Consider the following 24,484-nt stretch of genomic DNA (forward strand, 5'->3'; position numbering starts at 1 on the left):
AATCTCGGGGCGTTTTGCCATCCGGGCATTCAGCTTGCTCGCTACAGGCCGACAACATGGCACACTCATGCTTTACGCAATCATTGCGGAGACTGGACATGTCAGGACGTACCCTGCTCGCCTCGCTGCTGATCATATTCAGCACCTGCACACTCGCGGCGACGGAAGTTGTACCGCTGAATTACCGGACCAGTGCCGATCTGCTGCCCGTTGCCAAATCCTTCCTCGGGCAGGAGGGCACGGTCAGCGCTTACGGAAACCAGCTTGTCGTCAATGCGGATTCACGCAAGATCGAGGAACTTCGCACCTTGATTTCGCAACTCGATACCGCGCCCAAGCGCCTGCTCATCAGCGTGGACACCAGTGAAAACGCCTCTCGCAGCGCCAACGGGTCCCGGGTCATTAACTACGGCACCGTCAGTCGCGAAGGCGGGGTGCAACAGATACAAGCCACAGAGGGCACGCCAGCGCTCATCCAGGTCGGACAAAGCGTGCCCTTGACCACCTCGTCTACCGACTCTTACGGCTACGCGCAGAGCAATACCGAATACCGCAACGTGACTCAGGGGTTTTACGTCACCGCCAGCGTTACAGGCGAAACCGTGCACCTGAACATCAGCACCAACCGCGACCGGATGAGCCAGGAACGTCCTGACGCCATCAAGGTGCAAAGCACCGACAGCCAGGTCAGCGGCCGCCTCGGTGAATGGATCACGCTGGCCAGTAGCAGCGACCAGTCGATGGCCGATCAGAGCGGCGTCGCCCAACGCTATTCGACCCAGGGTCGGGATGACATGGTACTGCGCGTAATGGTGCAAGCCCTCGAATAGCCTGCGCACGCCTGAAAGCCAATACCTGCGGGGCTTTTAATGACCAACCGGTCGCTTTCAAACAGATATGTAGTAATTTATAAAAAGCACTACAAATTGTTTGACGGACAAAAAACCGCGAGGCATGATTGCCTCGCTCCCGCTGATCAGAGGCCCTGAACAGGCCTTCGAATCGCCGCTCTGACCCACCCACTAGAGCCGATTCGTGTCCGCACCGCCCACAAGGCAGTTTGACGAGGTTGCGACTGGAACGAAGTTGTCCCGAGGGACGGAAGCGTAAACGGTAACCCGGCAAGGCTTTTGGTGACGCACAACGGCATCCACGAGCCAGACTGTCCACTTGACTGAGTCATGCCCGGCGCCCTGCTCTCTCTCCTCGAGCCATCGTTCATCCATCGCAGTCAGTCAAGCCCCGGCCCGACGCAGGGTCTCTTGTCAGCGAGCAGCCATCTACCGTGCCTTCGATAAACAAGGCGTTTTGGCGGAGCAGGACTTTCCAACAAGACCTACTTCTAGAGGTTTATCTCCATGGCACTGACACGCGAACAACAAATAGCGGCTCTCGAGAAAGACTGGGCCGAAAATCCGCGCTGGAAACACGTGACCCGTACCTATTCCGCCGCTGATGTGGTCCGCTTGCGTGGCTCGGTTCAACCGGAACACACCCTCGCAAAAATGGGCGCCGACAAGCTCTGGAATCTGGTCACGCAAGGTGCTAGGCCATCCTTCCGGCCTGACAAGGACTTCGTCAACTGTATGGGCGCGCTGACAGGCGGCCAGGCGGTTCAGCAGGTCAAGGCTGGCATTCAGGCGATCTACCTCTCCGGCTGGCAGGTTGCCGCCGACAACAACTCTGCCGAGTCCATGTACCCGGATCAGTCGCTGTACCCGGTTGATTCGGTGCCGACCGTGGTCAAGCGCATCAATAACTCGTTCCGCCGTGCAGACCAGATTCAGTGGAAAGCCGGCAAGAATCCGGGTGATGAAGGCTATATCGACTATTTCGCGCCCATCGTGGCAGACGCAGAAGCTGGTTTCGGCGGCGTACTGAACGCCTACGAGCTGATGAAAAGCATGATCGAGGCCGGTGCCGCCGGCGTTCACTTCGAGGACCAACTGGCCTCGGTGAAGAAATGCGGTCATATGGGTGGCAAAGTGCTCGTGCCCACTCAGGAAGCCATTCAGAAGCTGGTGGCTGCCCGCCTGGCTGCCGACGTAGCAGGCGTGCCGACCATCATTCTGGCCCGTACCGACGCCAACGCCGCGGACTTGCTGACCTCGGACTGCGACCCTTACGACAAGCCGTTCGTGACCGGTCAGCGCACGCCGGAAGGTTTCTACAAGGTCCGTGCCGGTCTGGATCAGGCGATCTCCCGCGGCCTGGCCTACGCGCCATACGCCGATCTGATCTGGTGCGAGACCGCAAAACCGGATCTGGACGAAGCACGTCGCTTCGCCGAGGCGATCAAAAAGGAATACCCGGACCAGCTGCTGTCTTATAACTGCTCGCCTTCCTTCAACTGGAAGAAGAATCTGGACGACGCGACCATCGCGAAATTTCAGCGCGAGCTGTCGGCAATGGGCTACAAACACCAGTTCATCACCCTGGCCGGCATCCATAACATGTGGCACAGCATGTTTAACCTCGCGCACGACTATGCCCGCAACGACATGACCGCTTACGTGAAACTGCAGGAACAGGAGTTCGCCGACGCCGCCAAAGGCTACACCTTCGTGGCCCACCAGCAGGAAGTGGGCACTGGCTACTTCGACGACATGACCACCGTGATCCAGGGCGGCGTGTCGTCGGTCACTGCTTTGACCGGCTCGACTGAAGAAGAACAGTTCCACTGATCCAACCGGCAATGCGCCAGATAAAAACCGCCCCAAGGGGCGGTTTTTTTATTCCCGGGCATCGGTGCACTGTATTGATCCGGGACAATGTAAGACTCTGCGCGCAATGCGATAAAACCTGCAGACTCTTAATCAACTCATGGCGTAACTATGGCAGGTTGAACTAACAGAACCCCTCAAATGATATCAATTATCATTCAAATTGCGTTTCATTCATTTTCGACCGGTTGATACATAATTGGCAAAATGCGCTGTAACGCCCGCCTGGCAGGCCCTTGGGCCTTGTTTCGGGCTTATAGCCGATTGATTCGTTGAATAAATTTGATGTAGAAAATTTACTTGCCAACTGTTTGCACATAAAATCATCGCGTTGACCGCTCTGCGACATTTCGTCACTGCCTCGACTCTTTATCAAGCACAGAGACCTTTGCTCTCTAACAAGGACTGCCAGCATGCCCGAATCGACAGGATTGATTGCCCACAACTGGGGCTTCGCCATTTTCCTTTTGGGTGTTGTCGGCCTTTGCGCCTTCATGCTCGGTCTCTCCAGCCTGCTCGGAAGCAAGGCCTGGGGCCGCAGCAAAAACGAACCTTTCGAATCCGGCATGTTGCCCACGGGCAGCGCGCGTCTGCGTCTCTCCGCAAAATTCTATCTGGTCGCGATGCTTTTCGTGATCTTTGACATTGAAGCCCTTTTTCTCTTTGCCTGGTCTGTGTCCGTCCGCGAAAGCGGCTGGACCGGATTCGTCGAAGCTCTCGTTTTCATAGCAATTCTGTTGGCAGGTCTTGTCTACCTATGGCGGGTTGGAGCACTTGATTGGGCTCCTGAAGGTCGCCGTAACCGGCAAGCGAAGCTGAAACAATGAGGCTTTGGCGATGCAATACAACCTTACAAGGATCGACCCGGACGCTCCTAACGAGCAGTACCCCATCGGCAAACGGGAAACCGTTTCCGATCCGTTAGAAGACCAAGTCCACAAAAACATTTTCATGGGCAAGCTTGAAGACGTGCTGAACGGCGCGGTCAACTGGGGACGTAAAAATTCCCTGTGGCCCTACAACTTCGGCCTGTCGTGCTGCTACGTGGAAATGACCACTGCCTTCACGGCTCCTCACGACATCGCGCGCTTTGGCGCCGAGGTTATCCGGGCTTCGCCACGTCAGGCGGATTTCATGGTAATCGCCGGTACGCCTTTCCTGAAGATGGCTCCCATCATTCAGCGTCTGTATGAACAGATGCTTGAACCGAAATGGGTCATTTCCATGGGCGCCTGTGCCAACTCCGGTGGCATGTACGACATCTATTCCGTGGTTCAAGGTGTGGACAAGTTCCTCCCCGTGGATGTCTACGTGCCCGGCTGCCCGCCCCGCCCCGAGGCATTCCTGCAAGGCCTGATGCTGCTGCAGGAATCCATCGGCCAGGAGCGTCGCCCACTTTCCTGGGTCGTCGGTGATCAAGGCGTCTATCGCGCCGACATGCCGTCGCAAAAGGAACAGCGCCGCGAACAGCGTATTCAGGTCACCAACCTGCGCAGCCCCGACGAAGTCTGATCCAGCCCGTTCTTCTTATAAAAAAGACAGGAACCGGGGTTGATTCTGTACGTTGACCGAAGTGATTGAGACCTATGACTGCAGACAACGCTCTGTACATCCCGCCTTACAAGGCTGACGACCAAGATGTCGTCGTTGAACTGAACAACCGTTTTGGCGCCGAGGCCTTCACGGCCCAACCGACCCGCACCGGCATGCCTGTGCTGTGGGTCGAGCGCGCCCGGTTAGTTGAAATCCTGACGTTCCTGCGCCAGGTGTCCAAGCCATACGCCATGCTCTACGACCTGCATGGCGTGGACGAGCGCCTGCGCACCCACCGCCGTAATCTGCCTGGCGCCGACTTCACTGTGTTCTATCACCTGATGTCGATAGAACGTAACAGCGACGTCATGATCAAGGTAGCGCTGTCGGAAGGCGACCTGAGCGTTCCGACCGTAACCGGTATCTGGCCTAACGCCAACTGGTACGAGCGAGAAGTGTGGGACATGTTCGGGATCGATTTCCCGGGCCACCCGCACCTGACCCGCATCATGATGCCGCCGACCTGGGAAGGTCACCCGCTGCGCAAGGACTTCCCTGCGCGCGCAACCGAATTCGACCCCTACAGCCTGACACTGGCCAAGCAGCAACTGGAAGAAGAAGCCGCGCGCTTCAATCCGGAAGCCTGGGGCATGAAGCGTTCCGGCAAGAACGAGGACTACATGTTCCTCAACCTGGGTCCGAACCACCCTTCGGCTCACGGTGCGTTCCGTATCATCCTGCAACTGGACGGCGAAGAAATCGTCGACTGCGTTCCGGACATCGGCTATCACCACCGTGGTGCCGAGAAGATGGGCGAGCGCCAGTCCTGGCACAGCTACATCCCTTACACCGACCGCATCGATTACCTGGGCGGGGTAATGAATAACCTGCCGTACGTGCTTTCGGTCGAGAAGCTGGCCGGTATCACCGTGCCTGATCGCGTCAACGTGATTCGTATCATGATGGCCGAGTTCTTCCGTATCACCAGCCACTTGCTGTTCCTGGGTACCTATATTCAGGACGTGGGCGCGATGACTCCGGTGTTCTTCACTTTCACCGACCGCCAGAAGGCGTACACGGTGATCGAGGCCATTACCGGTTTCCGTCTGCACCCGGCCTGGTATCGCATCGGCGGTGTTGCACACGATCTGCCACGCGGCTGGGAAAAACTGGTCAAGGACTTCGTGGACTGGCTGCCGAAGCGGCTCGACGAATACACCAAGGCTGCATTGCAGAACAGCATCCTCAAGGGACGTACGGTCGGCGTTGCTGCCTACAACACAAAGGAAGCGCTGGACTGGGGCGTTACCGGCCCAAGCCTGCGTGCCACCGGCCTGGACTTCGACCTGCGCAAGGCTCGTCCCTATTCGGGTTACGAGAACTTCGAGTTCGAAGTCCCGCTGGCTGTCCATGGTGATGCGTACGACCGTTGCATGGTGCGTGTGGAAGAAATGCGCCAGAGCATCAAGATCATCGACCAGTGCATGCGCAACATGCCGGCCGGCCCGTACAAGGCGGATCACCCGCTGACCACGCCGCCGCCAAAAGAGCGCACGCTGCAGCATATCGAAACCCTGATCACGCACTTCCTGCAGGTTTCGTGGGGCCCGGTCATGCCGGCCAACGAGTCCTTCCAGATGATTGAAGCGACCAAGGGTATCAACAGCTATTACCTGACGAGCGACGGCGGCACAATGAGCTACCGTACCCGGATCCGCACCCCAAGCTTCCCGCACCTGCAGCAGATCCCTTCGGTGATCAAAGGCAGCATGGTCGCGGACTTGATCGCGTACCTGGGTAGTATCGATTTCGTTATGGCCGACGTGGACCGCTAAGCATGAACAGCCCGCTTATCCAGACAGACCGTTTCGCGCTGAGCGAAACAGAGCGCTCGGCCATCGAGCATGAAATGCATCACTACGAGGATCCGCGAGCGGCATCCATCGAAGCCCTGAAGATCGTTCAGAAGGAACGTGGCTGGGTGCCGGACGGTGCGATCTACGCCATTGGCGATCTGCTGGGCATTCCTGCCAGCGACGTCGAAGGCGTGGCCACCTTCTACAGCCAGATTTTCCGTCAGCCGGTCGGGCGTCACATCATTCGTGTCTGCAACAGCATGGTTTGCTTCATCGGCGGCCACGAATCAGTGGTCGACGAGATCAAGAGTTCGCTGGGCATCGGTCTGGGTCAAACCACCGAAGACGGCCGCTTCACCCTGCTGCCCGTCTGCTGCCTGGGCAACTGCGACAAGGCTCCGGCCGTGATGGTCGATGACGATACTTTCGGCGACGTACAGCCTGCTGGCGTAGCCAAGATGCTGGAGGGTTACCTATGACCATCACGTCCTTCGGCCCTGCGAACCGCATTGCGCGCACCGCAGAAACTCACCCGTTGACCTGGCGTCTGCGTGATGACGGCGAACCAGTGTGGCTTGACGAATACCAGACCAAAGACGGATACGCAGCAGCGCGCAAGGCGCTGCTCCAGCAGTCGGCCGACGAAATCGTCCAGTCCGTCAAGGACTCCGGCCTCAAGGGTCGCGGCGGCGCAGGCTTCCCCACTGGCGTGAAGTGGGGCCTGATGCCAAAAGACGAGTCCATGAACATCCGTTATCTGCTGTGCAACGCGGACGAGATGGAGCCCAACACCTGGAAAGACCGCATGCTGATGGAGCAACTGCCCCATCTGCTGGTAGAGGGCATGCTGATCAGCGCCAAGGCCCTGAAAGCCTATCGTGGCTACATCTTCCTGCGTGGTGAATACGTGACGGCGGCCAAGCACCTGAACCGCGCCGTGGCCGAGGCCAAGGCAGCGGGACTGCTGGGCAAGAACATTCTGGGCACCGGTTTCGATTTCGAGCTGTTCGTGCACACCGGCGCCGGTCGTTACATCTGCGGTGAAGAGACCGCACTGATCAACTCCCTGGAAGGCCGCCGCGCCAACCCGCGCTCCAAGCCGCCCTTCCCCGCTGCCGTGGGTGTCTGGGGCAAGCCTACCTGCGTGAACAACGTCGAAACCCTGTGCAACGTGCCAGCCATCGTCAACAACGGCAACGACTGGTACAAGTCGCTTGCCCGCGAAGGCAGTGAAGACCATGGCACCAAGCTGATGGGCTTCTCCGGCAAGGTCAAGAACCCCGGCCTGTGGGAGCTGCCATTCGGCGTGCAGGCTCGCGAACTGTTCGAAGACTACGCCGGTGGCATGCGCGACGGCTTCAAGCTCAAGTGCTGGCAGCCTGGCGGTGCCGGTACAGGCTTCCTGCTGCCGGAGCATCTGGATGCCCAGATGTATGCCGGTGGCATTGCCAAGGTCGGTACGCGGATGGGTACCGGTCTGGCGATGGCGGTCGATGACTCGGTGAACATGGTTTCGCTGCTGCGCAACATGGAAGAGTTCTTTGCCCAGGAATCCTGCGGATTTTGTACGCCATGCCGCGACGGCCTGCCGTGGAGCGTGAAGATGCTGCGCGCGATCGAGAACGGTCAGGGCCAGCCGGGTGATATCGAAACCCTGCTCGGCCTGGTCAATTTCCTCGGCCCTGGCAAGACCTTCTGTGCACACGCACCAGGAGCCGTCGAGCCGCTGGGCAGTGCGATCAAATACTTCCGGTCCGAGTTCGAAGCCGGTATCGCACCCGCACGACCAGACACGCTGACACCCGGCAAAAGTCCGACCATGGTCGGCGCATAACAAGACACACCGGGCGGCGGACTTTTCAAGGCCGCCGTCCTTGTACCTGCTGACGCCCTGACGGGCTGAGCGCTGCAGGTACTACCGAGATTCCATTAGCCACGCCTGCTGACAACGGGCCAACGAAGATCTTTGAACCATGGCTACTATCCACGTAGACGGCAAAGCCCTCGAAGTCGATGGCGCAGACAACCTGTTACAGGCTTGCCTGTCGCTGGGCCTCGATATTCCTTATTTCTGCTGGCACCCTGCCTTGGGCAGCGTTGGCGCCTGTCGCCAGTGTGCGGTCAAGCAGTACACCGACGAGAACGACACGCGTGGTCGTATCGTCATGTCCTGCATGACGCCAGCCACCGATAACACCTGGATTTCCATCGAAGACGATGAATCCAAGGCGTTCCGCGCCAGTGTCGTTGAATGGCTGATGACCAACCACCCGCACGACTGCCCGGTCTGCGAAGAAGGCGGTCATTGCCACCTGCAAGACATGACAGTGATGACCGGCCACAACGAGCGCCGTTATCGCTTCACCAAACGCACCCACCAGAACCAGGAACTGGGGCCGTTCATCGCGCACGAGATGAACCGCTGCATTGCCTGCTATCGCTGTGTCCGGTTCTACAAGGATTATGCGGGTGGCACGGATCTGGGCGTTTACGGCGCGCACGACAACGTCTACTTCGGTCGCGTCGAGGACGGCACGCTGGAAAGCGAGTTCTCCGGCAACCTCACCGAGGTCTGCCCGACCGGGGTGTTCACCGACAAGACCCACTCCGAGCGCTACAACCGCAAATGGGACATGCAGTTCTCGCCAAGCATCTGCCATGGTTGCTCCAGCGGCTGCAACATCAGCCCCGGGGAGCGTTATGGCGAGCTGCGTCGCATCGAGAACCGCTACAACGGTTCCGTGAACCAGTACTTTCTGTGCGACCGCGGCCGTTTCGGCTATGGCTACGTGAACCGCAAGGATCGTCCTCGTCAGCCACTGCTTGCCGATGGACAGGTCAAACTGAGCCTGGACGAGGCGCTGGACAAGGCAGCCGATCTGCTGCGCGGTCGTAACATCGTCGGTATCGGCTCGCCGCGCGCCAGCCTGGAAAGCAATTATGCCCTGCGCGAACTGGTGGGTGCCGAGCACTATTACAGCGGCATCGAAGCCGGTGAACTGGAGCGCATCCGTCTGATCCTGAAGGTGCTGAACGACAGTCCGCTGCCGGTTCCGACCCTGCGTGACATCGAAGACCACGACGCCATCTTCGTCTTGGGCGAAGACCTGACCCAGACCGCTGCCCGTATGGCGCTGGGTCTGCGTCAGGCCGTCAAGGGCAAGGCCGAAGACATGGCTGCGGCCATGAAAGTCCAGCCATGGCTGGACGCTGCCGTGAAGAACATCGGTCAGCACGAGCTGAACCCGCTGTTCATCGCCAGCCTGGCTGAAACCCGCCTGGACGACGTCGCCGAAGAATGTGTACATGCGGCCCCCGACGACCTGGCCCGCATCGGTTTCGCCGTTGCCCACGCTCTGGACGCCAGCGCGCCTGCAGTTGAAGGCCTGGACAGCGAAGCGCTGGAACTGGCGCAACGCATAGCCGATGCCCTTCTCGCCGCGAAACGCCCCTTGATCATTTCCGGCAGCTCACTGGGTTCGACCGCGCTGATCGAAGCCGCCGCGAATATCGCCAAGGCCCTGAAGCTGCGTGACAAACAAGGCTCCATCAGCCTGATCGTGCCTGAAGCCAACAGCATGGGTCTGGCCATGTTGGGCGGTGAGTCGGTTGACACTGCACTGCAGGCCGTCATCTCCGGCAAGGCCGATGCAATCGTTGTGCTGGAAAACGACCTGTACCGCCGTGTCGATGCCTCGCTGGTTGACGCTGCATTGAGTGCCGCGAAAGTGGTGATCGTTGCCGATCATCAGAAGACGCCTACCAGCGACCGTGCCCACCTGATCCTGCCTGCTGCCAGTTTTGCCGAAGGCGACGGTACGCTGGTGAGCCAGGAAGGCCGCGCCCAGCGCTTCTTCCAGGTGTTCGATCCGACCTACCTGGATGCCAGCATCATGATCCACGAAGGCTGGCGCTGGCTGCATGCCCTGCGTGCGACCCTGCTCAACAGGCCGGTAGACTGGACACAACTGGACCATGTCACCGAAGCCTGTGCGAGCAGCTCTGCGCAACTGGCCGGTATCGTCAATGCTGCGCCATCGGCTTCGTTCCGCATCAAGGGCCTGAAACTCGCTCGCGAACCGCTGCGTTACAGCGGTCGCACGTCCATGCGCGCCAACATCAGCGTTCATGAACCGCGCACTTCGCAAGACAAGGACACGGCGTTTGCGTTCTCCATGGAAGGTTATTCGGGGTCTGCCGAGCCGCGTCAGCAAGTGCCGTTCGCCTGGTCTCCGGGCTGGAACTCGCCACAGGCCTGGAACAAATTCCAGGACGAGGTCGGTGGTCACCTGCGTGCAGGCGATCCAGGCACTCGCCTGATCGAAAGCAAAGGCGACGCTCTGTCGTGGTTCGCCAGCGTTCCCCGCGCATTCGCGCCAGAGCGCGGCACCTGGCAGGTGGTGCCGTTCTTCCACCTGTTCGGCAGCGATGAAACCTCGTCTTTGGCCGCCCCGGTCCAGGAGCGGATTCCACAGGCTTACGTGGCGCTGGCCAAGTCGGAAGCGGATCGTCTGGGTGTCAACGAAGGCGCGCTGATCTCGCTCAATGTCGCTGGCCAGACACTGAAACTGCCGCTGCGCATCAACGAAGAACTCGGCGCCGGTCTGGTTGCATTGCCGGCAGGCCTGCCGGGCATTCCTGCGGCAGTGTTCGGTAAATCCGTTGATGGTCTGCAGGAGGCAGCGCAATGACCTGGTTCACCCCTGAAGTGATTGACGCAATCATCGCGGTCGTGAAGGCCATCGTGGTGTTGCTGGCCGTCGTTGTCTGCGGTGCGTTGCTCAGTTTCGTGGAACGTCGCTTGCTGGGCTGGTGGCAGGACCGTTACGGTCCGAACCGCGTAGGCCCGTTCGGCATGTTCCAGATCGCCGCCGACATGCTGAAGATGTTCTTCAAGGAAGACTGGACGCCGCCGTTCGCCGACAAGGTGATCTTCACCCTGGCACCGGTCGTGGCCATGAGCGCCCTGCTGATCGCATTCGCCGTGATCCCGATCACCCCGACCTGGGGCGTGGCGGATCTGAACATCGGTCTGCTGTTCTTCTTCGCCATGGCCGGTCTCTCGGTGTACGCGGTGCTGTTCGCAGGCTGGTCGAGCAACAACAAGTTCGCCCTGCTGGGCAGCTTGCGCGCTTCGGCGCAGACCGTGTCCTACGAAGTGTTCATGGGCCTGGCGCTGATGGGCATCGTGGTGCAGGTCGGCTCGTTCAACATGCGCGACATTGTCGAGTATCAGGCGCAGAACCTGTGGTTCATCATTCCGCAGTTCTTCGGCTTCTGTACGTTCTTCATCGCAGGCGTGGCGGTAACTCACCGTCACCCATTCGACCAGCCGGAAGCCGAGCAGGAACTGGCCGACGGTTACCACATTGAGTATGCCGGCATGAAATGGGGCATGTTCTTCGTCGGCGAATACATCGGCATCATTCTGATTTCGGCGTTGCTGGTAACCCTGTTCTTCGGCGGCTGGCACGGCCCGTTCGATATCCTGCCATCGCTGGCCTTCTTCTGGTTCGCCCTGAAAACCGCGTTCTTCATCATGCTGTTCATTCTGTTGCGCGCTTCCATTCCGCGCCCACGTTATGACCAGGTCATGGATTTCAGCTGGAAATTCTGTCTGCCGCTGACCCTGATCAATTTGCTGGTGACTGCTGCGATTGTGTTGTTGAACACACCGGCAGGCTCGGTTCAGTGAGGATTTGACCCATGTTCAAATATATTGGCGACATCGTTAAGGGTACTGGTACCCAATTGCGCAGCCTGGTGATGGTGTTCGGTCACGGCTTCCGCAAACGCGACACCCTGCAATACCCCGAGGAGCAGGTTTACCTGCCGCCCCGCTACCGTGGCCGCATCGTACTGACGCGTGACCCCGATGGTGAAGAGCGTTGCGTAGCCTGTAACCTGTGCGCCGTGGCTTGCCCGGTGGGCTGCATTTCGTTGCAGAAAGCGGAGAAAGAGGACGGCCGCTGGTATCCGGACTTCTTCCGCATCAACTTCTCTCGCTGCATTTTCTGCGGTCTGTGCGAAGAAGCCTGCCCGACCACCGCAATCCAGCTTACGCCGGACTTCGAGATGGCCGACTTCAAACGTCAGGATCTGGTGTACGAAAAGGAAGATCTGCTGATCTCCGGCCCCGGCAAGAACCCCGACTACAACTTCTACCGCGTTGCGGGCATGGCCGTTGCCGGCAAGCCCAAGGGCTCCGCGCAGAACGAAGCCGAGCCGATCAACGTCAAGAGCTTGCTGCCTTAAGGAAGTAAAGATGGAATTCGCTTTCTATTTCGCATCCGGTATCGCTGTCGTGTCCACCCTGCGGGTGGTCACGAACACGAATCCGGTGCACGCCCTGCTCTACCTGATCATTTCACTGATCGCCGTCGCCATGACGTTCTTCAGTCTTGGCGCACCGTTCGCCGGTGTACTGGAAGTCATCGCCTACGCTGGCGCAATCATGGTGCTGTTCGTGTTCGTGGTCATGATGCTGAACCTTGGCCCGGCCTCGGTCGAGCAGGAACGTACCTGGCTGAAACCGGGTATCTGGCTCGGTCCGGTCATCCTCGGCGTGCTGCTGCTGGCAGAGCTACTGTATGTGCTGTTCGCCAACCAGACCGGCGCTGCCATCGGTCACACCACGGTCGACGCCAAGGCGGTCGGTATCAGCCTGTTCGGGCCTTATCTGCTCGTTGTGGAACTTGCCTCGATGCTGCTGCTTGCAGCCGCAGTCACGGCATTCCACCTGGGCCGCAACGAGGCGAAGGAGCCAAGCCAATGAATGCTATCCCTCTCGAACACGGCCTGGCGGTGGCCGGCGTCCTGTTCTGCCTCGGTCTGGTCGGCCTGATGGTGCGACGCAACATCCTTTTCGTGTTGATGAGCCTTGAGATCATGATGAACGCCTCTGCTCTTGCGTTCGTCGTTGCCGGCAGCCGCTGGGCGCAGCCGGATGGACAGGTCATGTTCATTCTGGTGATCAGCCTTGCAGCGGCCGAGGCCAGTATTGGCCTGGCGATCCTGATGCAGCTGTATCGCCGCTTCCACACGCTCGATATCGACGCTGCCAGTGAGATGCGCGGATGAATCTTCTCTTTCTGACTTTTGTATTTCCCCTCATCGGTTTTTTGCTGCTGTCGTTTTCACGGGGCCGCATTTCGGAAAACCTGGCAGCGCTGATCGGCGTCGGCTCCATCGGGCTCTCCGCCATCGTGACGGCCTGGGTCATCTGGCAATTCAACGTCGCACCGCCTGAGGGTGGTCATTACACCCAAGTGCTGTGGCGCTGGATGGACGTGGATGGCTTCCAGCCCAACTTCGCCCTGTATCTGGACGGCCTGTCCGTCACGATGCTGGGTGTAGTGGTCGGTGTAGGCTTCCTGATCCATCTGTTCGCGTCCTGGTACATGCGCGGCGAAGCGGGCTACTCGCGCTTCTTCTCCTATACCAACCTGTTCATTGCCAGCATGCTGTTCCTGATTCTGGGCGACAACCTGCTGTTCATCTACTTCGGTTGGGAAGGCGTGGGCCTGTGCAGCTACCTGTTGATCGGTTTCTATTACAGCAACCGCAACAACGGCAACGCAGCCCTCAAAGCGTTCATCGTGACCCGCATCGGCGACGTGTTCATGGCCATCGGCCTGTTCATCCTGTTCCAGCAGTTGGGTACGCTGAACGTTCAGGAACTGCTGGTAAGGGCGCCGGAGCACTTCAAGGTCGGCGACTTCTGGATCGTACTGGCGACGCTGATGCTGCTCGGTGGTGCTGTCGGTAAATCTGCACAGCTGCCACTGCAGACCTGGCTGGCGGACGCGATGGCCGGTCCTACCCCGGTTTCGGCCCTGATCCACGCTGCAACGATGGTCACGGCCGGTGTCTATCTGATTGCCCGGACTCACGGCCTGTTCGCCCTCGCGCCGGACATCCTGCATCTGGTTGGCGTCGTCGGTGGCGTCACCCTGGTACTGGCAGGCTTCGCAGCGCTGGTGCAGACCGACATCAAACGTATTCTCGCCTACTCGACCATGAGCCAGATCGGCTACATGTTCCTGGCGCTGGGTGTCGGCGCATGGGAAGGTGCGATCTTCCACCTGATGACGCATGCGTTCTTCAAAGCGCTGCTGTTCCTTGCATCGGGTGCCGTGATCGTTGCCTGCCACCACGAGCAGAACATCTTCAAGATGGGCGGCCTGTGGAAGAAACTGCCACTGGCCTACGCAAGCTTCATCGTTGGTGGTGCCGCTCTGGCCGCGCTGCCACTGTTGACGGCAGGCTTCTACTCCAAGGACGAAATCCTCTGGGAAGCGTTCGCCAGCGGTAACAACGGTCTGTTGTACGCCGGTCTGGTCGGTGCGTTCATGACATCGCTGTACACCTTCCGCCTGATCTTCATCGCGTTCCACGGTGAAGCCAAGACCGAAGCGCACGCGGGTCACGGCATCGCTCACTGGTTGCCACTGTCGGTGCTGATCGTACTGTCGACCTTCATCGGCGCGCTGATCACGCCTCCGCTGGCCGGCGTATTGCCGCAAAGCGTTGGCCATGCCGGTGGCGAAGCCAAGCACAGCCTGGAAATCGCCTCGGGCGCCATCGCACTGGCGGGCATTCTGCTTGCGGCATTGCTGTTCCTCGGCAAGCGTCGTCTGGCAACAGCCATTGCCAACAGCGGTCCGGGCCGTTTCCTGTCAGCCTGGTGGTTCGCCGCCTGGGGCTTCGACTGGATCTACGACAAGCTCTTCGTCAAACCTTATCTGGCGATCAGTCATCTGCTGCGTAGCGATCCGTTCGACCGCACCATCGGCTTGATCCCACGTCTGGTCAAAGGCGGTCATGACACCATGAGCCGTACCGAGACCGGCCAGCTGCGTTGGTATGCTGCCTCGATTGCCGTGGGTGCCGTTCTGGTACTCGGTGCCGTCATTCTGGTTGCGGTCTGACATGAACCTTGCGAATTTGCGAAAGGAATTGAGCCCGTCATGATTCTGCCTTGGCTAATCCTGATCCCCTTTATCGGCGGCCTGCTGTGCTGGCTGGGTGAGCGCTTCGGCCCTACCCTGCCGCGCTGGATCGCGCTGCTGACCATGACCCTCGAACTGGCCCTGGGCCTCTGGCTCTGGGCCACCGGCAACTTCGGCTACGCGCCGGTGCCCGGTGCGGATCCGACCTGGACCCTGGAATTTCACCAGCCGTGGATCACCCGTTTCGGCATCGACGTACACCTGGCCCTTGATGGCCTGTCGTTGCTGATGATTCTGCTGACCGGCCTGCTCGGCGTGCTGTCGGTGCTGTGCTCCTGGAAGGAAATCCAGCGCAAGGTAGGCTTCTTCCACCTTAACCTGATGTGGATTCTGGGCGGCGTGGTGGGCGTGTTTCTCGCCATCGACCTGTTCATGTTCTTCTTCTTCTGGGAAATGATGCTGGTGCCGATGTACTTCCTCATCGCGCTCTGGGGTCACAGCTCGGCAGACGGCAAGAAAACCCGTATCTATGCCGCGACCAAGTTCTTCATCTTCACTCAGGCCAGCGGCCTGATCATGCTGGTGGCGATTCTGGGCCTGGTGCTGGTGCACTTCAATCAGACAGGTGTCATCACCTTTGCCTATGCCGACTTGCTGAAAACCAAACTAGCGCCAGGCACCGAGTACATCCTGATGCTGGGCTTCTTCATCGCGTTCGCCGTGAAGCTGCCGGTCGTACCGTTTCACTCCTGGCTGCCGGATGCGCACGCTCAGGCGCCGACAGCAGGCTCTGTCGATCTGGCAGGTATCCTGCTGAAGACTGCGGCCTATGGTCTGTTGCGTTTCGCACTGCCGCTGTTCCCTAATGCCTCGGCAGAGTTCGCACCGATCGCGATGACGCTCGGCCTGGTCGGTATCTTCTACGGTGCTTTCCTGGCGTTCGCCCAGACCGATATCAAGCGTCTGATCGCATTCTCCAGCGTTTCGCACATGGGCTTCGTGCTGATCGGTATCTACTCCGGCAGCCAGCAGGCTCTGCAAGGCGTCGTTGTACAGATGCTGGCGCATGGTCTGTCGGCTGCTGCGCTGTTTATCCTCAGTGGTCAGCTGTACGAGCGCCTGCACACGCGTGACATGCGCGAAATGGGTGGCCTCTGGTCGCGAATCGCTTATCTGCCAGCCATCAGCCTGTTCTTCGCGGCCGCTTCTCTGGGCCTGCCAGGCACCGGTAACTTCGTCGGTGAGTTCCTGATCCTGCTGGGCAGTTTTGTCAGCTCGCCATGGGTCACCGCCATTGCCACATCCGGTCTGGTATTCGGCTCTGTCTATTCGCTGATCATGATCCACCGCGCCTACTTCGGCCCGTCCAGATCGGACGAGATTCTCAAGGGCATGGATAGACGGGAAATGATCATGGTGCTGGGCCTTGCCGTGTTGCTGATTGTGCTAGGGGTCTTCCCGCAGCCGATTCTCGACACCTCGGCAGCGACCATGCACGGCGTGCAGCAATGGCTAGGCACTGCCTTCACTCAACTCGCTTCGGCCCGGTAAGAGCGCTATGGACCTGACGATTCAACACTTTATTGCGCTTGCGCCGCTGCTGATCACCAGCATCACCATCGTTGTGGTGATGCTGGCGATCGCTTGGCGCCGCAATCACTCGCAAACCTTTCTGCTCTCGGTAGCGGGTCTGAACCTGGCCCTGCTTTCCATTTACCCGGCATTGAAGGTTGCCCCGCTGGCAGTCACACCGCTGCTGCAGATCGACAACTTCGCCTGCCTGTACATGGCGATCATCCTCGCCTCTACCCTGGCGTGCGTCACCATGGCTCATGCCTATCTGGGCGACGCCAAGGTCGGGTATCCGGGCAACCGCGAAGAACTCTACCTGCTGATCCTGCTGGCAGCCGCTGGCGGTCTGGTTCTTGTGAGTGCTCAGCACCTTGCTGGCCTGTTCATCGGTCTCGAATTGCTTTCGGTGCCGGTCTACGGTCTGGTGGCCTATGCCTTCTTCAACAAGCGCTCGCTGGAAGGCGGCATCAAGTACATGGTGCTGTCGGCTGCGGGTTCGGCCTTTCTGCTGTTCGGTATGGCGTTGCTGTACGCGGAAGCAGGCTCGTTGAGTTTCGAAGGCATCGGCAAGGCCATCGCTGCGACCGGTATGCCTAGCCCGATTGCGAGCCTGGGTCTGGCAATGATGCTGGTCGGCCTGGCATTCAAACTGTCGCTGGTGCCTTTCCATCTCTGGACGCCAGACGTTTACGAAGGCGCTCCTGCTCCGGTTGCAGCGTTTCTGGCCACGGCCAGCAAGGTTGCGGTGTTCGCTGTGCTGGTGCGCCTGTTCCAGATCTCGCCAGCCGCCAGCAGCGGTGTGCTGCAGGACGTACTGGCAGTCATCGCAGTGGCCTCGATTCTGGTCGGTAACCTGCTGGCACTGACTCAGACCAACCTCAAGCGTCTGTTGGGTTATTCCTCCATCGCGCATTTCGGTTACCTGATGATCGCGCTGGTGGCCAGCAAAGGTATGGCGGTCGAAGCCATCGGTGTTTATCTGGCCACCTACGTGCTGACGTCTCTGGGCAGCTTCGGCGTGATCACCATGATGTCGTCGCCGTACAGCGGTCGCGACGCCGATGCGATGTTCGAATACCGTGGTCTGTTCTGGCGTCGTCCGTACCTGACCGCTGTCATGACCCTGATGCTGCTGTCGCTGGCGGGTATTCCGCTGACGGCTGGCTTCATCGGCAAGTTCTACATGATCGCGACGGGTGTCGAGTCTCAGCTGTGGTGGCTGGTCGGCGCACTGGTACTGGGCAGCGCCATCGGCCTGTTCTACTACCTGCGCGTCATGGTCACGATGTACCTGGTCGATGCCAAGCTGCCGCGTCACGACGCAGCCTTCAACTGGGCGCAGCGCACCGGTGGCGTCATGCTACTGGCCGTGGCGATCCTGACGTTTGTACTGGGTGTCTACCCACAACCGTTGCTGGATCTGGTGGTGAACGCGGGTATTCACATGCCGGGTTGATTGCCTGAACATAAAAAACCCTGCCGCCTGGCAGGGTTTTTTTTCGCCTCGGACAATGCTAACCCGGCAATCGAACGGGTTTCTTGGCACTGCTGAACAGTCCCCAGGTGGAGATGAACAGCGCAGCAATCAGCGGGCCGATGACAAAGCCGTTCAGGCCGAACACCGACATGCCGCCAAGTGTAGAGATCAGGATCAGGTAGTCCGGCATCTTGGTGTCCTTGCCGACCAGAATCGGACGCAGCACATTGTCTACCAAACCAATGACGAAGACACCGAACAGCCCCAGAACGACGCCCTGCCAGATCATACCGCTGAGCAGGAAGTACAACGCCACAGGCGCCCAGACGATCCCCGCGCCCACCGCCGGCAGCAACGACAGAAAGGCCATGATGACCGCCCAGAGCAGTGCGCTCGGGATGTCCAGCGCCCAGAAGATGAACCCGCCCAACGCACCCTGCGTGACCGCCACCACGACGTTACCTTTGACCGTAGCACGTACGACGCGGGTGAATTTGAGTTGCAGGCGGCGCTTCTGCTGTTCAGCCAGTGGGACCGCGTTGCGCATCTTGCGGACCAGTTCGTGGCCGTCGCGCAGGAAGAAGTAGAGCAGGTAAAGCATGATGAAAAAGCTGACCACGAAATCGAAGGTCCCCTGCCCGAAACTGAAGGCCTGAGTCGCCAGATACTGGCTGCCTTGCATCGCGCCCTTGGCAATCTTGTCGCGCAGCCCTTCAAGGTCGCCCATGCCAAGCCGGTCAAGCAGCGCCTGCAGCGAGTGCGGCAACAGGGTCTTGAATTCAGCCAGGTAGCCCGCGATGTCCAGTTGCCCGGTTTCGACGTTTTTGTACAGGGTGGTGCCTTCCTGAACCAGCAACGCGCTGATGATGATCACCGGCAAAATGGCGATAACCAAACAGATGATCAGCGTGCACAGGGATGTCAGGTTGCGTGACCAACCGAATCGAAGCAACAGTCTGCGCTGAAGCGGCGCAAAGATAATGCCGAGAATCACGGCCCAGAACACTGCGCCGTAGAACGGCAGCAGAATCCAGATAAAGGCAACGGTCACCCCCACCAGTAGCAGGAGTAGTGTCTTGTATTGCTGTACGGTTTCGTTCATGTCCAGTCCATGTCAGTAGACCGCGCATTGCGCGCGGCCTAGCTCTTAGTCAGCGGACAAACGTACGAGTGCCGTGGGAAACGACGACAGCCGGGTCAGACCCGAAATTGGCCAACCAATCCATCCAGACGTGAGCCCAGTTCAGCAAGACTGCGCGAGGTCTGCGCACTTTGCCGGGTTTCGTCTGCCACGCTTTCGACCGCTCCGGCGATCTGATGGACACTGCGATTGATTTCTTCCGCCACGGCCGTCTGCTCTTCAGCCGCACTCGCGATTTGAGCGTTCATCGAGTTGATGGTCGCAATCAGCTCGCCAATGGTACTTAGCGATAGACCCGCCTCGTTGGCCTGGGTCGACGTCCCGTCACCGGCCTCGCTGGAACGACGCATGGCGGAGACGGCTTCCTGCGTGCCGTGCTGCAGGCGATCAATCATTGCCTGGATTTCCTGCGTGCTCTGCTGGGTGCGGCTGGCAAGCGCTCGCACCTCATCTGCAACCACGGCAAAACCGCGACCGGCTTCCCCTGCCCTTGCAGCCTCGATGGCGGCGTTGAGGGCCAAAAGGTTGGTCTGCTCGGCAATGGAGCGAATGACACCGAGCACGCTGACGATTGACGACACGTCTTGCTGCAAGCTGTCCAGCGACGTACCGCTCTTGCGAATATCGTCCACCAGCGCGTGAATCTGCCGAATGCTGCCATCGACGACACGCTTGGCCGTGCGCCCCTGCTCATCGGTCTGCTGCGCGGCCACCGAAGCGCCTTGGGCGCTCTTGGCGACCTCCTGCGCGGCGGCCGACATTTCGTTGATGGCGGTGGCCACTTGATCCGTCTCGTGGCGCTGACGCTCCATTGCGCTTTCTGAACGCTGAGCCTGCGACGACACTTCACTCACCAACCCGTTCAGCTGTCCGGTCATTTCAGTGATCTGCCGCACCAGCCCGTGGATCTTGTCTACGAAGCGGTTGAAGGAGGTCGCCAGTTCACCCAGCTCGTCGTTGCTGGTTACAGCCAGACGACGTGTCAGATCGCCTTCGCCTGCAGCGATGTCGTCGAGGTTGTCTTTCATCAGGCGCAGGGGGCGCAACAACGTGCCGGTCAGCAGCATCCCAGCAACACTGATGACCACCAGGACCAGCAAGGTGATTCCAAGGATGCTGTAGAGCATTTCCTGCAAGCGAGCTTCCACGTTCTGCCTGACGACGGCGACCTGAGCATCGATGCCGTCCAGATTGACCGCAGAGCCTACAACCAGGTCCCATTTGGGCAGATAATCGGTGTAACCGATCTTGGGCACAGGTTCGGTCTTGCCAGGGAGCGCCGAGGAATACATCACATAGTGGGTTCCCGCCTTGCCGACGGCAACCAGTTCCCGATTGAGGTAAACCCCATTCGGGTCACGCACGTCATTGAAGCTCTTGCCCAGACCGTCGGGGTTGGTACTTCTGAAAATACGAATGACCTGGGAGTCGTAGCCGAAGAGATAGCCATCCTTGCCGTAGGACACTGCGGACAGCAACTTGATAGCCGTGGCTTTTGCTGTTTCATCACCCGGAGCTGATGCCTCATACAACGGCTTGATGGCGGTCATCGCGATAGCAACGTAGTTTTGCAGGGTGGTCTTGGCCTCGGAGAGCAGGCGCTCTCGCGTGTCGCTGACCTCTCGGTCAGCCTGCTGGTGCAGCATGAATACGGTCGTCGCGCTGATCACCAGCCCGAACATCAGAACCGGCAGTATTGCCAGTGACAGCACCTTGGCTTTCAGACTAAGACGCATAGGATTGGCCTTATGGTTATTGTTATAAAGTCAGGTATACCCCTCCTTTATCGGCAGCCTTGTCTGAATATGAAGATCGGTCCTGATTTTCTGTCAGGCTGAACTGAAGATGCTCAGGGAGCGGTTCGCTCGGGAAGATCGATCTGTACCCGCAGTCCGTGCAATGGGCTGTCGAGCAGCTGCAATTGGCCACCCCAAGCCTCAACGATGTCGCGAACGATACCCAGACCGAGACCGTGCCCCGTGATCTGCTCGTCCAGACGTGCTCCCCGGCTGAACACTTCTGCGCGCCTGGATTCGGGAATGCCGGGGCCGTCATCGTCAATCAGCAAACGGAAACCCTGATGCTGACGCAGGATATCCAATTGCACCTCGCTGTCCGCCCACTTGCATGCGTTGTCCAGCAGGTTACCCAGCAACTCGAGAATGTCTTCCCGATCCCAGGGCAGGTACATGCCGCCTTCCACCTTGTTGATCAAATCAAGATGACCACCGTGGATCATGCCTAGCGTGGAGAAAAGACCAGGCAACTCGGTGTCGCAATCAAAGCGCGCGCCGGGCAGCGCGTCACCTGAAAGCCGGGCGCGGTTAAGCTCGCGCTCCAGACGCAGCCGAATATTTTCAAGCTGTTCCTGAAGGGTTTTACGCAGCGCCGGATTGTTGTCGAGCTGATCACTCAGCGCGAGACTGAGCAGCACCGCCAAAGGGGTCTTGAGCGCATGTCCCAGGTTACCTAGCGCATTGCGCGAGCGCTTGAGGCTGTCTTCGGTATGGGCAAGCAAATGGTTGATCTGGGCAACCAGCGGCTCAAGCTCGAGCGGTACATGCTCGTCCAGCTGTGAACGCTGACCTTGCTGAAGTTGTGAAATCTGTTCACGAACCGTTTCCAGTGGCCTTAATGCTCTGAAGACCGTGACGCGCTGCAGCACGAGTACCAGTATCAACGCTGCAAGCCCCAGCCCCAGACCGATCTGCTGCATCCGGCGGAAACTGGCTTTGACCGGCGTGTAGTCCTGAGCCACGGTGATCGTGATTTTCTTGCCGAACTTTCGGTATTCCGCCGTCAGCATCAACAGCGACTGACCGGTCTGGCCGAGTTCAAAATTGGCATGCAAGCCGACGGGGCCTGACTCGGGCAGCTCGAAATCCCAGAGCGAACGCGACCGCCAGTGACCTTGTGGCAGATCCATGCGGAAGTAATGTCCGGATAATGGACGCTGATAGGCGCCTGACAGCCGATGATCGTCAAGTTGCAGGCCTGCCGGCCCGCGGACCAGCGCAACGAGCAGATTCTCGCTTTCGTTACGCAGGCCCGATTCCAGATAACGCTGCAGGCCCAGTTCAAAAAGCCAGAGGCTGGTCTGCGCCATGACCAGACCCACGACAACCATGACGGCGATCAGGCCCAGACTCAATCGCCGCTGTATGGACTTCAACCGCCTGCCCCACCATACACATAGCCCTGACCACGGCGCGTTTCGATCACACCCCGTCCCAGCTTGCGACGCAGATGGTTGACGTGCACCTCGATCACATTGGAATCACGTTCGTTTTCTCCATCGTACAGATGCTCGGAGAGATGGCTTTTGGAGAGAATCTGCTCGGGATGCAGCATGAAATAGCGCAACAGCCGAAACTCGGCCGACGTTAGCTGGATATCGGCACCATCGAGCGATACTGACTGTCGCCCCTCGTCCAGCTTCAGGCCTGCCGCTTCCAGCGTAGGCTGGTTGGCCAACCCGTGCGAGCGGCGCAGCAATGCCTGGATGCGCAGCTGAAGCTCTTCAGGATGAAAGGGCTTGGTCAGGTAATCATCAGCGCCGGCTTTGAGCCCTTCGATGCGCTCGGACCATGAGCCACGGGCAGTGAGTATGAGCACCGGAATGGCGAGACCATTGCTTCGCCATTGCTCCAGCACTTCAAGACCGGGCAGGCCGGGCAAACCCAGGTCCAGCACGATAAGATCATAAGGCTCGCTGGCCCCTTGATAGACGGCGTCACGCCCGTCGGCCAACCAGTCAACCGCGTAGCCTTGCCGCCCAAGTGCGGCGATGAGTTCGTCCGCCAGGGGCACGTGGTCTTCAACCAGTAACAGACGCATCAATCTTCCTCGTCTTTCAGCAGCCGGCTATCGCGAGCGTCGAACTTCAGCTCGCGAACAACGCCCTGCGGGGTCAGCAATTCAAATTCGTACACGTAAACGTCGTGTTTTTCTTCAAGCTCAGCCTCGAGCAACTTGGAACCCGGATGGAGGCCCAACGCATGCTCGATGAATTGCTCGAGAGGCAGGATGACGCCCTGTTGTCTCAGCCTGAGGGCTTCATCCTGATTCAGATCTCTGGCATACGCAAAGGAACAAACCAGGCTCAGACCAAGGATTGCGCAGAGAGGCTTGTCGACATTCATTAATTATCCTGATGATTCCGGAAGACATGACCAGTGACAGCATCTATTTCGAGGTCCCATTCAACGTTTTTGGCGTCCAATAGCTCGACCTTGTAAACATACCTGCCGTACTGGCTCTTCAACTCTGTGTCGATGATCCTGGCGCCGGGATGCGTGGAAAGCGCCTGTGCGTCAAGGTACTCATACGGCTGCAGCGTCCCCGCACTGCTCAATCGCAAAACCTCATCGGGATCAACGTTGCGTGCATGAATGATACAGGCAGCCATTGAAAGCGCTAACGCGGTCATTAGAGTGATCGGCATTTTCATTATTGGAGGGCTCCATGATGGCCGATGCTTTTATGGCGGCCATCATAGCGCCGGGAACTTAATTCAAACTGAACACATGTGGCTACGAGCCATCATTTCCGAGTACTGAAACCTCCCTTCCCCCTCCTCAATCATGGAGTTTCAAACCATTGCTGTTAAACTCGTGGCCTGCATTTTTCGCATCGGCGATCGCCATTTTCCTAGAGCTAATACATTTTGGAAATCTTTAAAGAGTTTACATTTGAGTCAGCCCACCGCCTCCCACACGTGCCGGAGGGCCATAAGTGCGGACGCCTGCATGGACATTCCTTTCGCGTAGGGATTCACCTGGCAGGCAAGGTGGACCCTCACACGGGGTGGATACGGGATTTCTCTGAAATCAAGGCGATCTTCAAGCCTCTCTATGAGCGCCTTGATCACAACTACCTCAATGACATCCCGGGCCTTGAAAATCCGACCAGCGAGAACCTGGCGAAATGGATCTGGAACGAACTGAAACCCTTACTCCCTGAACTCTCGGCCGTACGTATTCATGAAACCTGTACAAGCGGATGTGAATACCGCGGCGAGTGACTTCAAAACCACCTTGAACAGGTGGTTTTTTTTGCCTTGAATATAGGGTTAAAGCCATTTCCAGCGCACACAGACAAAACCCCTCACCGCGTGAGCGATGAGGGGTTTCGGAATTTAATCTTGACGATGACCTACTCTCACATGGGGAAACCCCACACTACCATCGGCGATGCATCGTTTCACTGCTGAGTTCGGGATGGGATCAGGT

Annotated in this window: 22 protein-coding genes and 1 rRNA gene; 16 read left to right on the top strand and 7 right to left on the bottom strand. The window is 58.8% G+C overall.

The annotated features are described in order from the left end of the window. Positions 1 to 98 precede the first annotated feature (98 nt). From KDX39_RS15655 to nuoN, 15 genes are all read left to right on the top strand, one after another. Positions 99 to 830: a secretin N-terminal domain-containing protein gene (locus KDX39_RS15655; protein WP_231660983.1), complete on the top strand. Its 732-nt coding sequence runs from the start codon at positions 99 to 101 to the stop codon at positions 828 to 830. A 528-nt stretch (positions 831 to 1,358) separates the two neighbouring features. Further along, positions 1,359 to 2,684: an isocitrate lyase gene (gene aceA, locus KDX39_RS15660; protein WP_099228004.1), complete on the top strand. Its 1,326-nt coding sequence runs from the start codon at positions 1,359 to 1,361 to the stop codon at positions 2,682 to 2,684. Positions 2,685 to 3,136: 452 nt separating this feature from the next. Beyond that, a complete protein-coding gene (locus KDX39_RS15665; RefSeq protein WP_002554011.1) occupies positions 3,137 to 3,550 on the top strand; it encodes an NADH-quinone oxidoreductase subunit A in 414 nt (137 codons plus the stop codon). Between the two features lie 10 nt (positions 3,551 to 3,560). Then, positions 3,561 to 4,235: a NuoB/complex I 20 kDa subunit family protein gene (locus tag KDX39_RS15670; RefSeq protein WP_004884656.1), complete on the top strand. Its 675-nt coding sequence runs from the start codon at positions 3,561 to 3,563 to the stop codon at positions 4,233 to 4,235. A 74-nt stretch (positions 4,236 to 4,309) separates the two neighbouring features. Further along, positions 4,310 to 6,091 (top strand): NADH-quinone oxidoreductase subunit C/D, encoded by a 1,782-nt coding sequence (nuoC, locus tag KDX39_RS15675; RefSeq protein WP_099228005.1) that lies wholly within the window; start codon positions 4,310 to 4,312, stop codon positions 6,089 to 6,091. A gap of 2 nt (positions 6,092 to 6,093) precedes the next feature. Further along, a complete protein-coding gene (nuoE, locus tag KDX39_RS15680; RefSeq protein ID WP_024685527.1) occupies positions 6,094 to 6,591 on the top strand; it encodes an NADH-quinone oxidoreductase subunit NuoE in 498 nt (165 codons plus the stop codon). After that, positions 6,588 to 7,946, top strand: a complete 1,359-nt coding sequence (gene nuoF / locus KDX39_RS15685) for an NADH-quinone oxidoreductase subunit NuoF (protein ID WP_004884644.1) — start codon at positions 6,588 to 6,590, stop codon at positions 7,944 to 7,946. The genes nuoE and nuoF overlap by 4 nt, the downstream gene beginning before the upstream one ends. Before the next feature lie 139 nt (positions 7,947 to 8,085). Further along, positions 8,086 to 10,803 carry an NADH-quinone oxidoreductase subunit NuoG gene (gene nuoG / locus KDX39_RS15690; protein WP_231660984.1) on the top strand — a complete coding sequence of 906 codons (2,718 nt, stop codon included), beginning with the start codon at positions 8,086 to 8,088 and terminating at the stop codon, positions 10,801 to 10,803. After that, a complete protein-coding gene (nuoH, locus tag KDX39_RS15695; protein ID WP_004884642.1) occupies positions 10,800 to 11,807 on the top strand; it encodes an NADH-quinone oxidoreductase subunit NuoH in 1,008 nt (335 codons plus the stop codon). Before nuoG ends, nuoH begins: the two co-directional genes overlap by 4 nt. A gap of 11 nt (positions 11,808 to 11,818) precedes the next feature. Further along, on the top strand, positions 11,819 to 12,367 hold the full coding sequence (gene nuoI, locus KDX39_RS15700) for an NADH-quinone oxidoreductase subunit NuoI (RefSeq protein WP_004884641.1): 549 nt from the start codon (positions 11,819 to 11,821) through the stop codon (positions 12,365 to 12,367). A 10-nt stretch (positions 12,368 to 12,377) separates the two neighbouring features. Then, positions 12,378 to 12,887 carry an NADH-quinone oxidoreductase subunit J gene (gene nuoJ / locus KDX39_RS15705; RefSeq protein WP_099228007.1) on the top strand — a complete coding sequence of 170 codons (510 nt, stop codon included), beginning with the start codon at positions 12,378 to 12,380 and terminating at the stop codon, positions 12,885 to 12,887. After that, the gene (gene nuoK, locus KDX39_RS15710) at positions 12,884 to 13,192 is read left to right on the top strand and encodes an NADH-quinone oxidoreductase subunit NuoK (protein WP_002554020.1); all 309 of its coding nucleotides are present in this window, start codon (positions 12,884 to 12,886) and stop codon (positions 13,190 to 13,192) included. The genes nuoJ and nuoK overlap by 4 nt, the downstream gene beginning before the upstream one ends. Beyond that, on the top strand, positions 13,189 to 15,042 hold the full coding sequence (gene nuoL / locus KDX39_RS15715; protein WP_099228008.1) for an NADH-quinone oxidoreductase subunit L: 1,854 nt from the start codon (positions 13,189 to 13,191) through the stop codon (positions 15,040 to 15,042). The genes nuoK and nuoL overlap by 4 nt, the downstream gene beginning before the upstream one ends. 39 nt (positions 15,043 to 15,081) lie before the next feature. Then, the gene (gene nuoM, locus KDX39_RS15720) at positions 15,082 to 16,614 is read left to right on the top strand and encodes an NADH-quinone oxidoreductase subunit M (protein WP_231660985.1); all 1,533 of its coding nucleotides are present in this window, start codon (positions 15,082 to 15,084) and stop codon (positions 16,612 to 16,614) included. 7 nt (positions 16,615 to 16,621) lie between these two features. Beyond that, the gene (nuoN, locus tag KDX39_RS15725; RefSeq protein ID WP_184323324.1) at positions 16,622 to 18,091 is read left to right on the top strand and encodes an NADH-quinone oxidoreductase subunit NuoN; all 1,470 of its coding nucleotides are present in this window, start codon (positions 16,622 to 16,624) and stop codon (positions 18,089 to 18,091) included. 58 nt (positions 18,092 to 18,149) lie between these two features. Here nuoN and KDX39_RS15730 read toward each other — a convergent pair whose 3' ends face one another. The 6 genes from KDX39_RS15730 to KDX39_RS15755 form a co-directional block, all read right to left on the bottom strand. Beyond that, complete coding sequence (locus KDX39_RS15730) at positions 18,150 to 19,214, bottom strand: AI-2E family transporter (protein WP_099228011.1); 1,065 nt, start codon at positions 19,212 to 19,214, stop codon at positions 18,150 to 18,152. 95 nt (positions 19,215 to 19,309) lie between these two features. Beyond that, positions 19,310 to 20,989, bottom strand: coding sequence for a methyl-accepting chemotaxis protein (locus KDX39_RS15735; RefSeq protein WP_231660986.1), 1,680 nt, complete (start codon positions 20,987 to 20,989; stop codon positions 19,310 to 19,312). Between the two features lie 113 nt (positions 20,990 to 21,102). Further along, positions 21,103 to 22,425 carry a sensor histidine kinase gene (locus KDX39_RS15740; protein WP_231660987.1) on the bottom strand — a complete coding sequence of 441 codons (1,323 nt, stop codon included), beginning with the start codon at positions 22,423 to 22,425 and terminating at the stop codon, positions 21,103 to 21,105. Continuing rightward, positions 22,422 to 23,090: a response regulator transcription factor gene (locus KDX39_RS15745; RefSeq protein ID WP_184323320.1), complete on the bottom strand. Its 669-nt coding sequence runs from the start codon at positions 23,088 to 23,090 to the stop codon at positions 22,422 to 22,424. The genes KDX39_RS15740 and KDX39_RS15745 overlap by 4 nt, the downstream gene beginning before the upstream one ends. Continuing rightward, positions 23,090 to 23,395 (bottom strand): PepSY domain-containing protein, encoded by a 306-nt coding sequence (locus tag KDX39_RS15750; protein WP_004884624.1) that lies wholly within the window; start codon positions 23,393 to 23,395, stop codon positions 23,090 to 23,092. Before KDX39_RS15750 ends, KDX39_RS15745 begins: the two co-directional genes overlap by 1 nt. Further along, on the bottom strand, positions 23,395 to 23,703 hold the full coding sequence (locus KDX39_RS15755; RefSeq protein ID WP_231660988.1) for a PepSY domain-containing protein: 309 nt from the start codon (positions 23,701 to 23,703) through the stop codon (positions 23,395 to 23,397). Before KDX39_RS15755 ends, KDX39_RS15750 begins: the two co-directional genes overlap by 1 nt. Before the next feature lie 216 nt (positions 23,704 to 23,919). Here KDX39_RS15755 and queD point away from each other — a divergent pair, with 216 nt between their 5' ends. Next, the gene (queD, locus tag KDX39_RS15760) at positions 23,920 to 24,276 is read left to right on the top strand and encodes a 6-carboxytetrahydropterin synthase QueD (RefSeq protein WP_004884620.1); all 357 of its coding nucleotides are present in this window, start codon (positions 23,920 to 23,922) and stop codon (positions 24,274 to 24,276) included. Positions 24,277 to 24,394: 118 nt separating this feature from the next. On the opposite strand, the gene rrf is transcribed toward queD, so the two are convergent. Then, positions 24,395 to 24,484, bottom strand: a 5S ribosomal RNA gene (gene rrf, locus KDX39_RS15765); the annotation flags it as partial.

The organism is Pseudomonas sp. CDFA 610 (assembly GCF_021147865.1).
GTDB lineage: Bacteria > Pseudomonadota > Gammaproteobacteria > Pseudomonadales > Pseudomonadaceae > Aquipseudomonas > Aquipseudomonas alliivorans.

Coding starts and splice junctions, on each gene's coding strand:
- nuoF (WP_004884644.1), top strand. CDS start 6,588: ATGACCATCACGTCCTTCGGCCCTGCGAACCGCATTGCGCGCACCGCA.
- KDX39_RS15665 (WP_002554011.1), top strand. CDS start 3,137: ATGCCCGAATCGACAGGATTGATTGCCCACAACTGGGGCTTCGCCATT.
- nuoE (WP_024685527.1), top strand. CDS start 6,094: ATGAACAGCCCGCTTATCCAGACAGACCGTTTCGCGCTGAGCGAAACA.
- nuoM (WP_231660985.1), top strand. CDS start 15,082: ATGATTCTGCCTTGGCTAATCCTGATCCCCTTTATCGGCGGCCTGCTG.
- KDX39_RS15730 (WP_099228011.1), bottom strand. CDS start 19,214: ATGAACGAAACCGTACAGCAATACAAGACACTACTCCTGCTACTGGTG.
- nuoK (WP_002554020.1), top strand. CDS start 12,884: ATGAATGCTATCCCTCTCGAACACGGCCTGGCGGTGGCCGGCGTCCTG.
- KDX39_RS15750 (WP_004884624.1), bottom strand. CDS start 23,395: ATGAATGTCGACAAGCCTCTCTGCGCAATCCTTGGTCTGAGCCTGGTT.
- KDX39_RS15655 (WP_231660983.1), top strand. CDS start 99: ATGTCAGGACGTACCCTGCTCGCCTCGCTGCTGATCATATTCAGCACC.
- aceA (WP_099228004.1), top strand. CDS start 1,359: ATGGCACTGACACGCGAACAACAAATAGCGGCTCTCGAGAAAGACTGG.
- KDX39_RS15735 (WP_231660986.1), bottom strand. CDS start 20,989: ATGCGTCTTAGTCTGAAAGCCAAGGTGCTGTCACTGGCAATACTGCCG.
- nuoJ (WP_099228007.1), top strand. CDS start 12,378: ATGGAATTCGCTTTCTATTTCGCATCCGGTATCGCTGTCGTGTCCACC.
- KDX39_RS15670 (WP_004884656.1), top strand. CDS start 3,561: ATGCAATACAACCTTACAAGGATCGACCCGGACGCTCCTAACGAGCAG.
- nuoN (WP_184323324.1), top strand. CDS start 16,622: ATGGACCTGACGATTCAACACTTTATTGCGCTTGCGCCGCTGCTGATC.
- nuoC (WP_099228005.1), top strand. CDS start 4,310: ATGACTGCAGACAACGCTCTGTACATCCCGCCTTACAAGGCTGACGAC.
- nuoL (WP_099228008.1), top strand. CDS start 13,189: ATGAATCTTCTCTTTCTGACTTTTGTATTTCCCCTCATCGGTTTTTTG.
- KDX39_RS15755 (WP_231660988.1), bottom strand. CDS start 23,703: ATGAAAATGCCGATCACTCTAATGACCGCGTTAGCGCTTTCAATGGCT.
- nuoG (WP_231660984.1), top strand. CDS start 8,086: ATGGCTACTATCCACGTAGACGGCAAAGCCCTCGAAGTCGATGGCGCA.
- KDX39_RS15745 (WP_184323320.1), bottom strand. CDS start 23,090: ATGCGTCTGTTACTGGTTGAAGACCACGTGCCCCTGGCGGACGAACTC.
- nuoI (WP_004884641.1), top strand. CDS start 11,819: ATGTTCAAATATATTGGCGACATCGTTAAGGGTACTGGTACCCAATTG.
- nuoH (WP_004884642.1), top strand. CDS start 10,800: ATGACCTGGTTCACCCCTGAAGTGATTGACGCAATCATCGCGGTCGTG.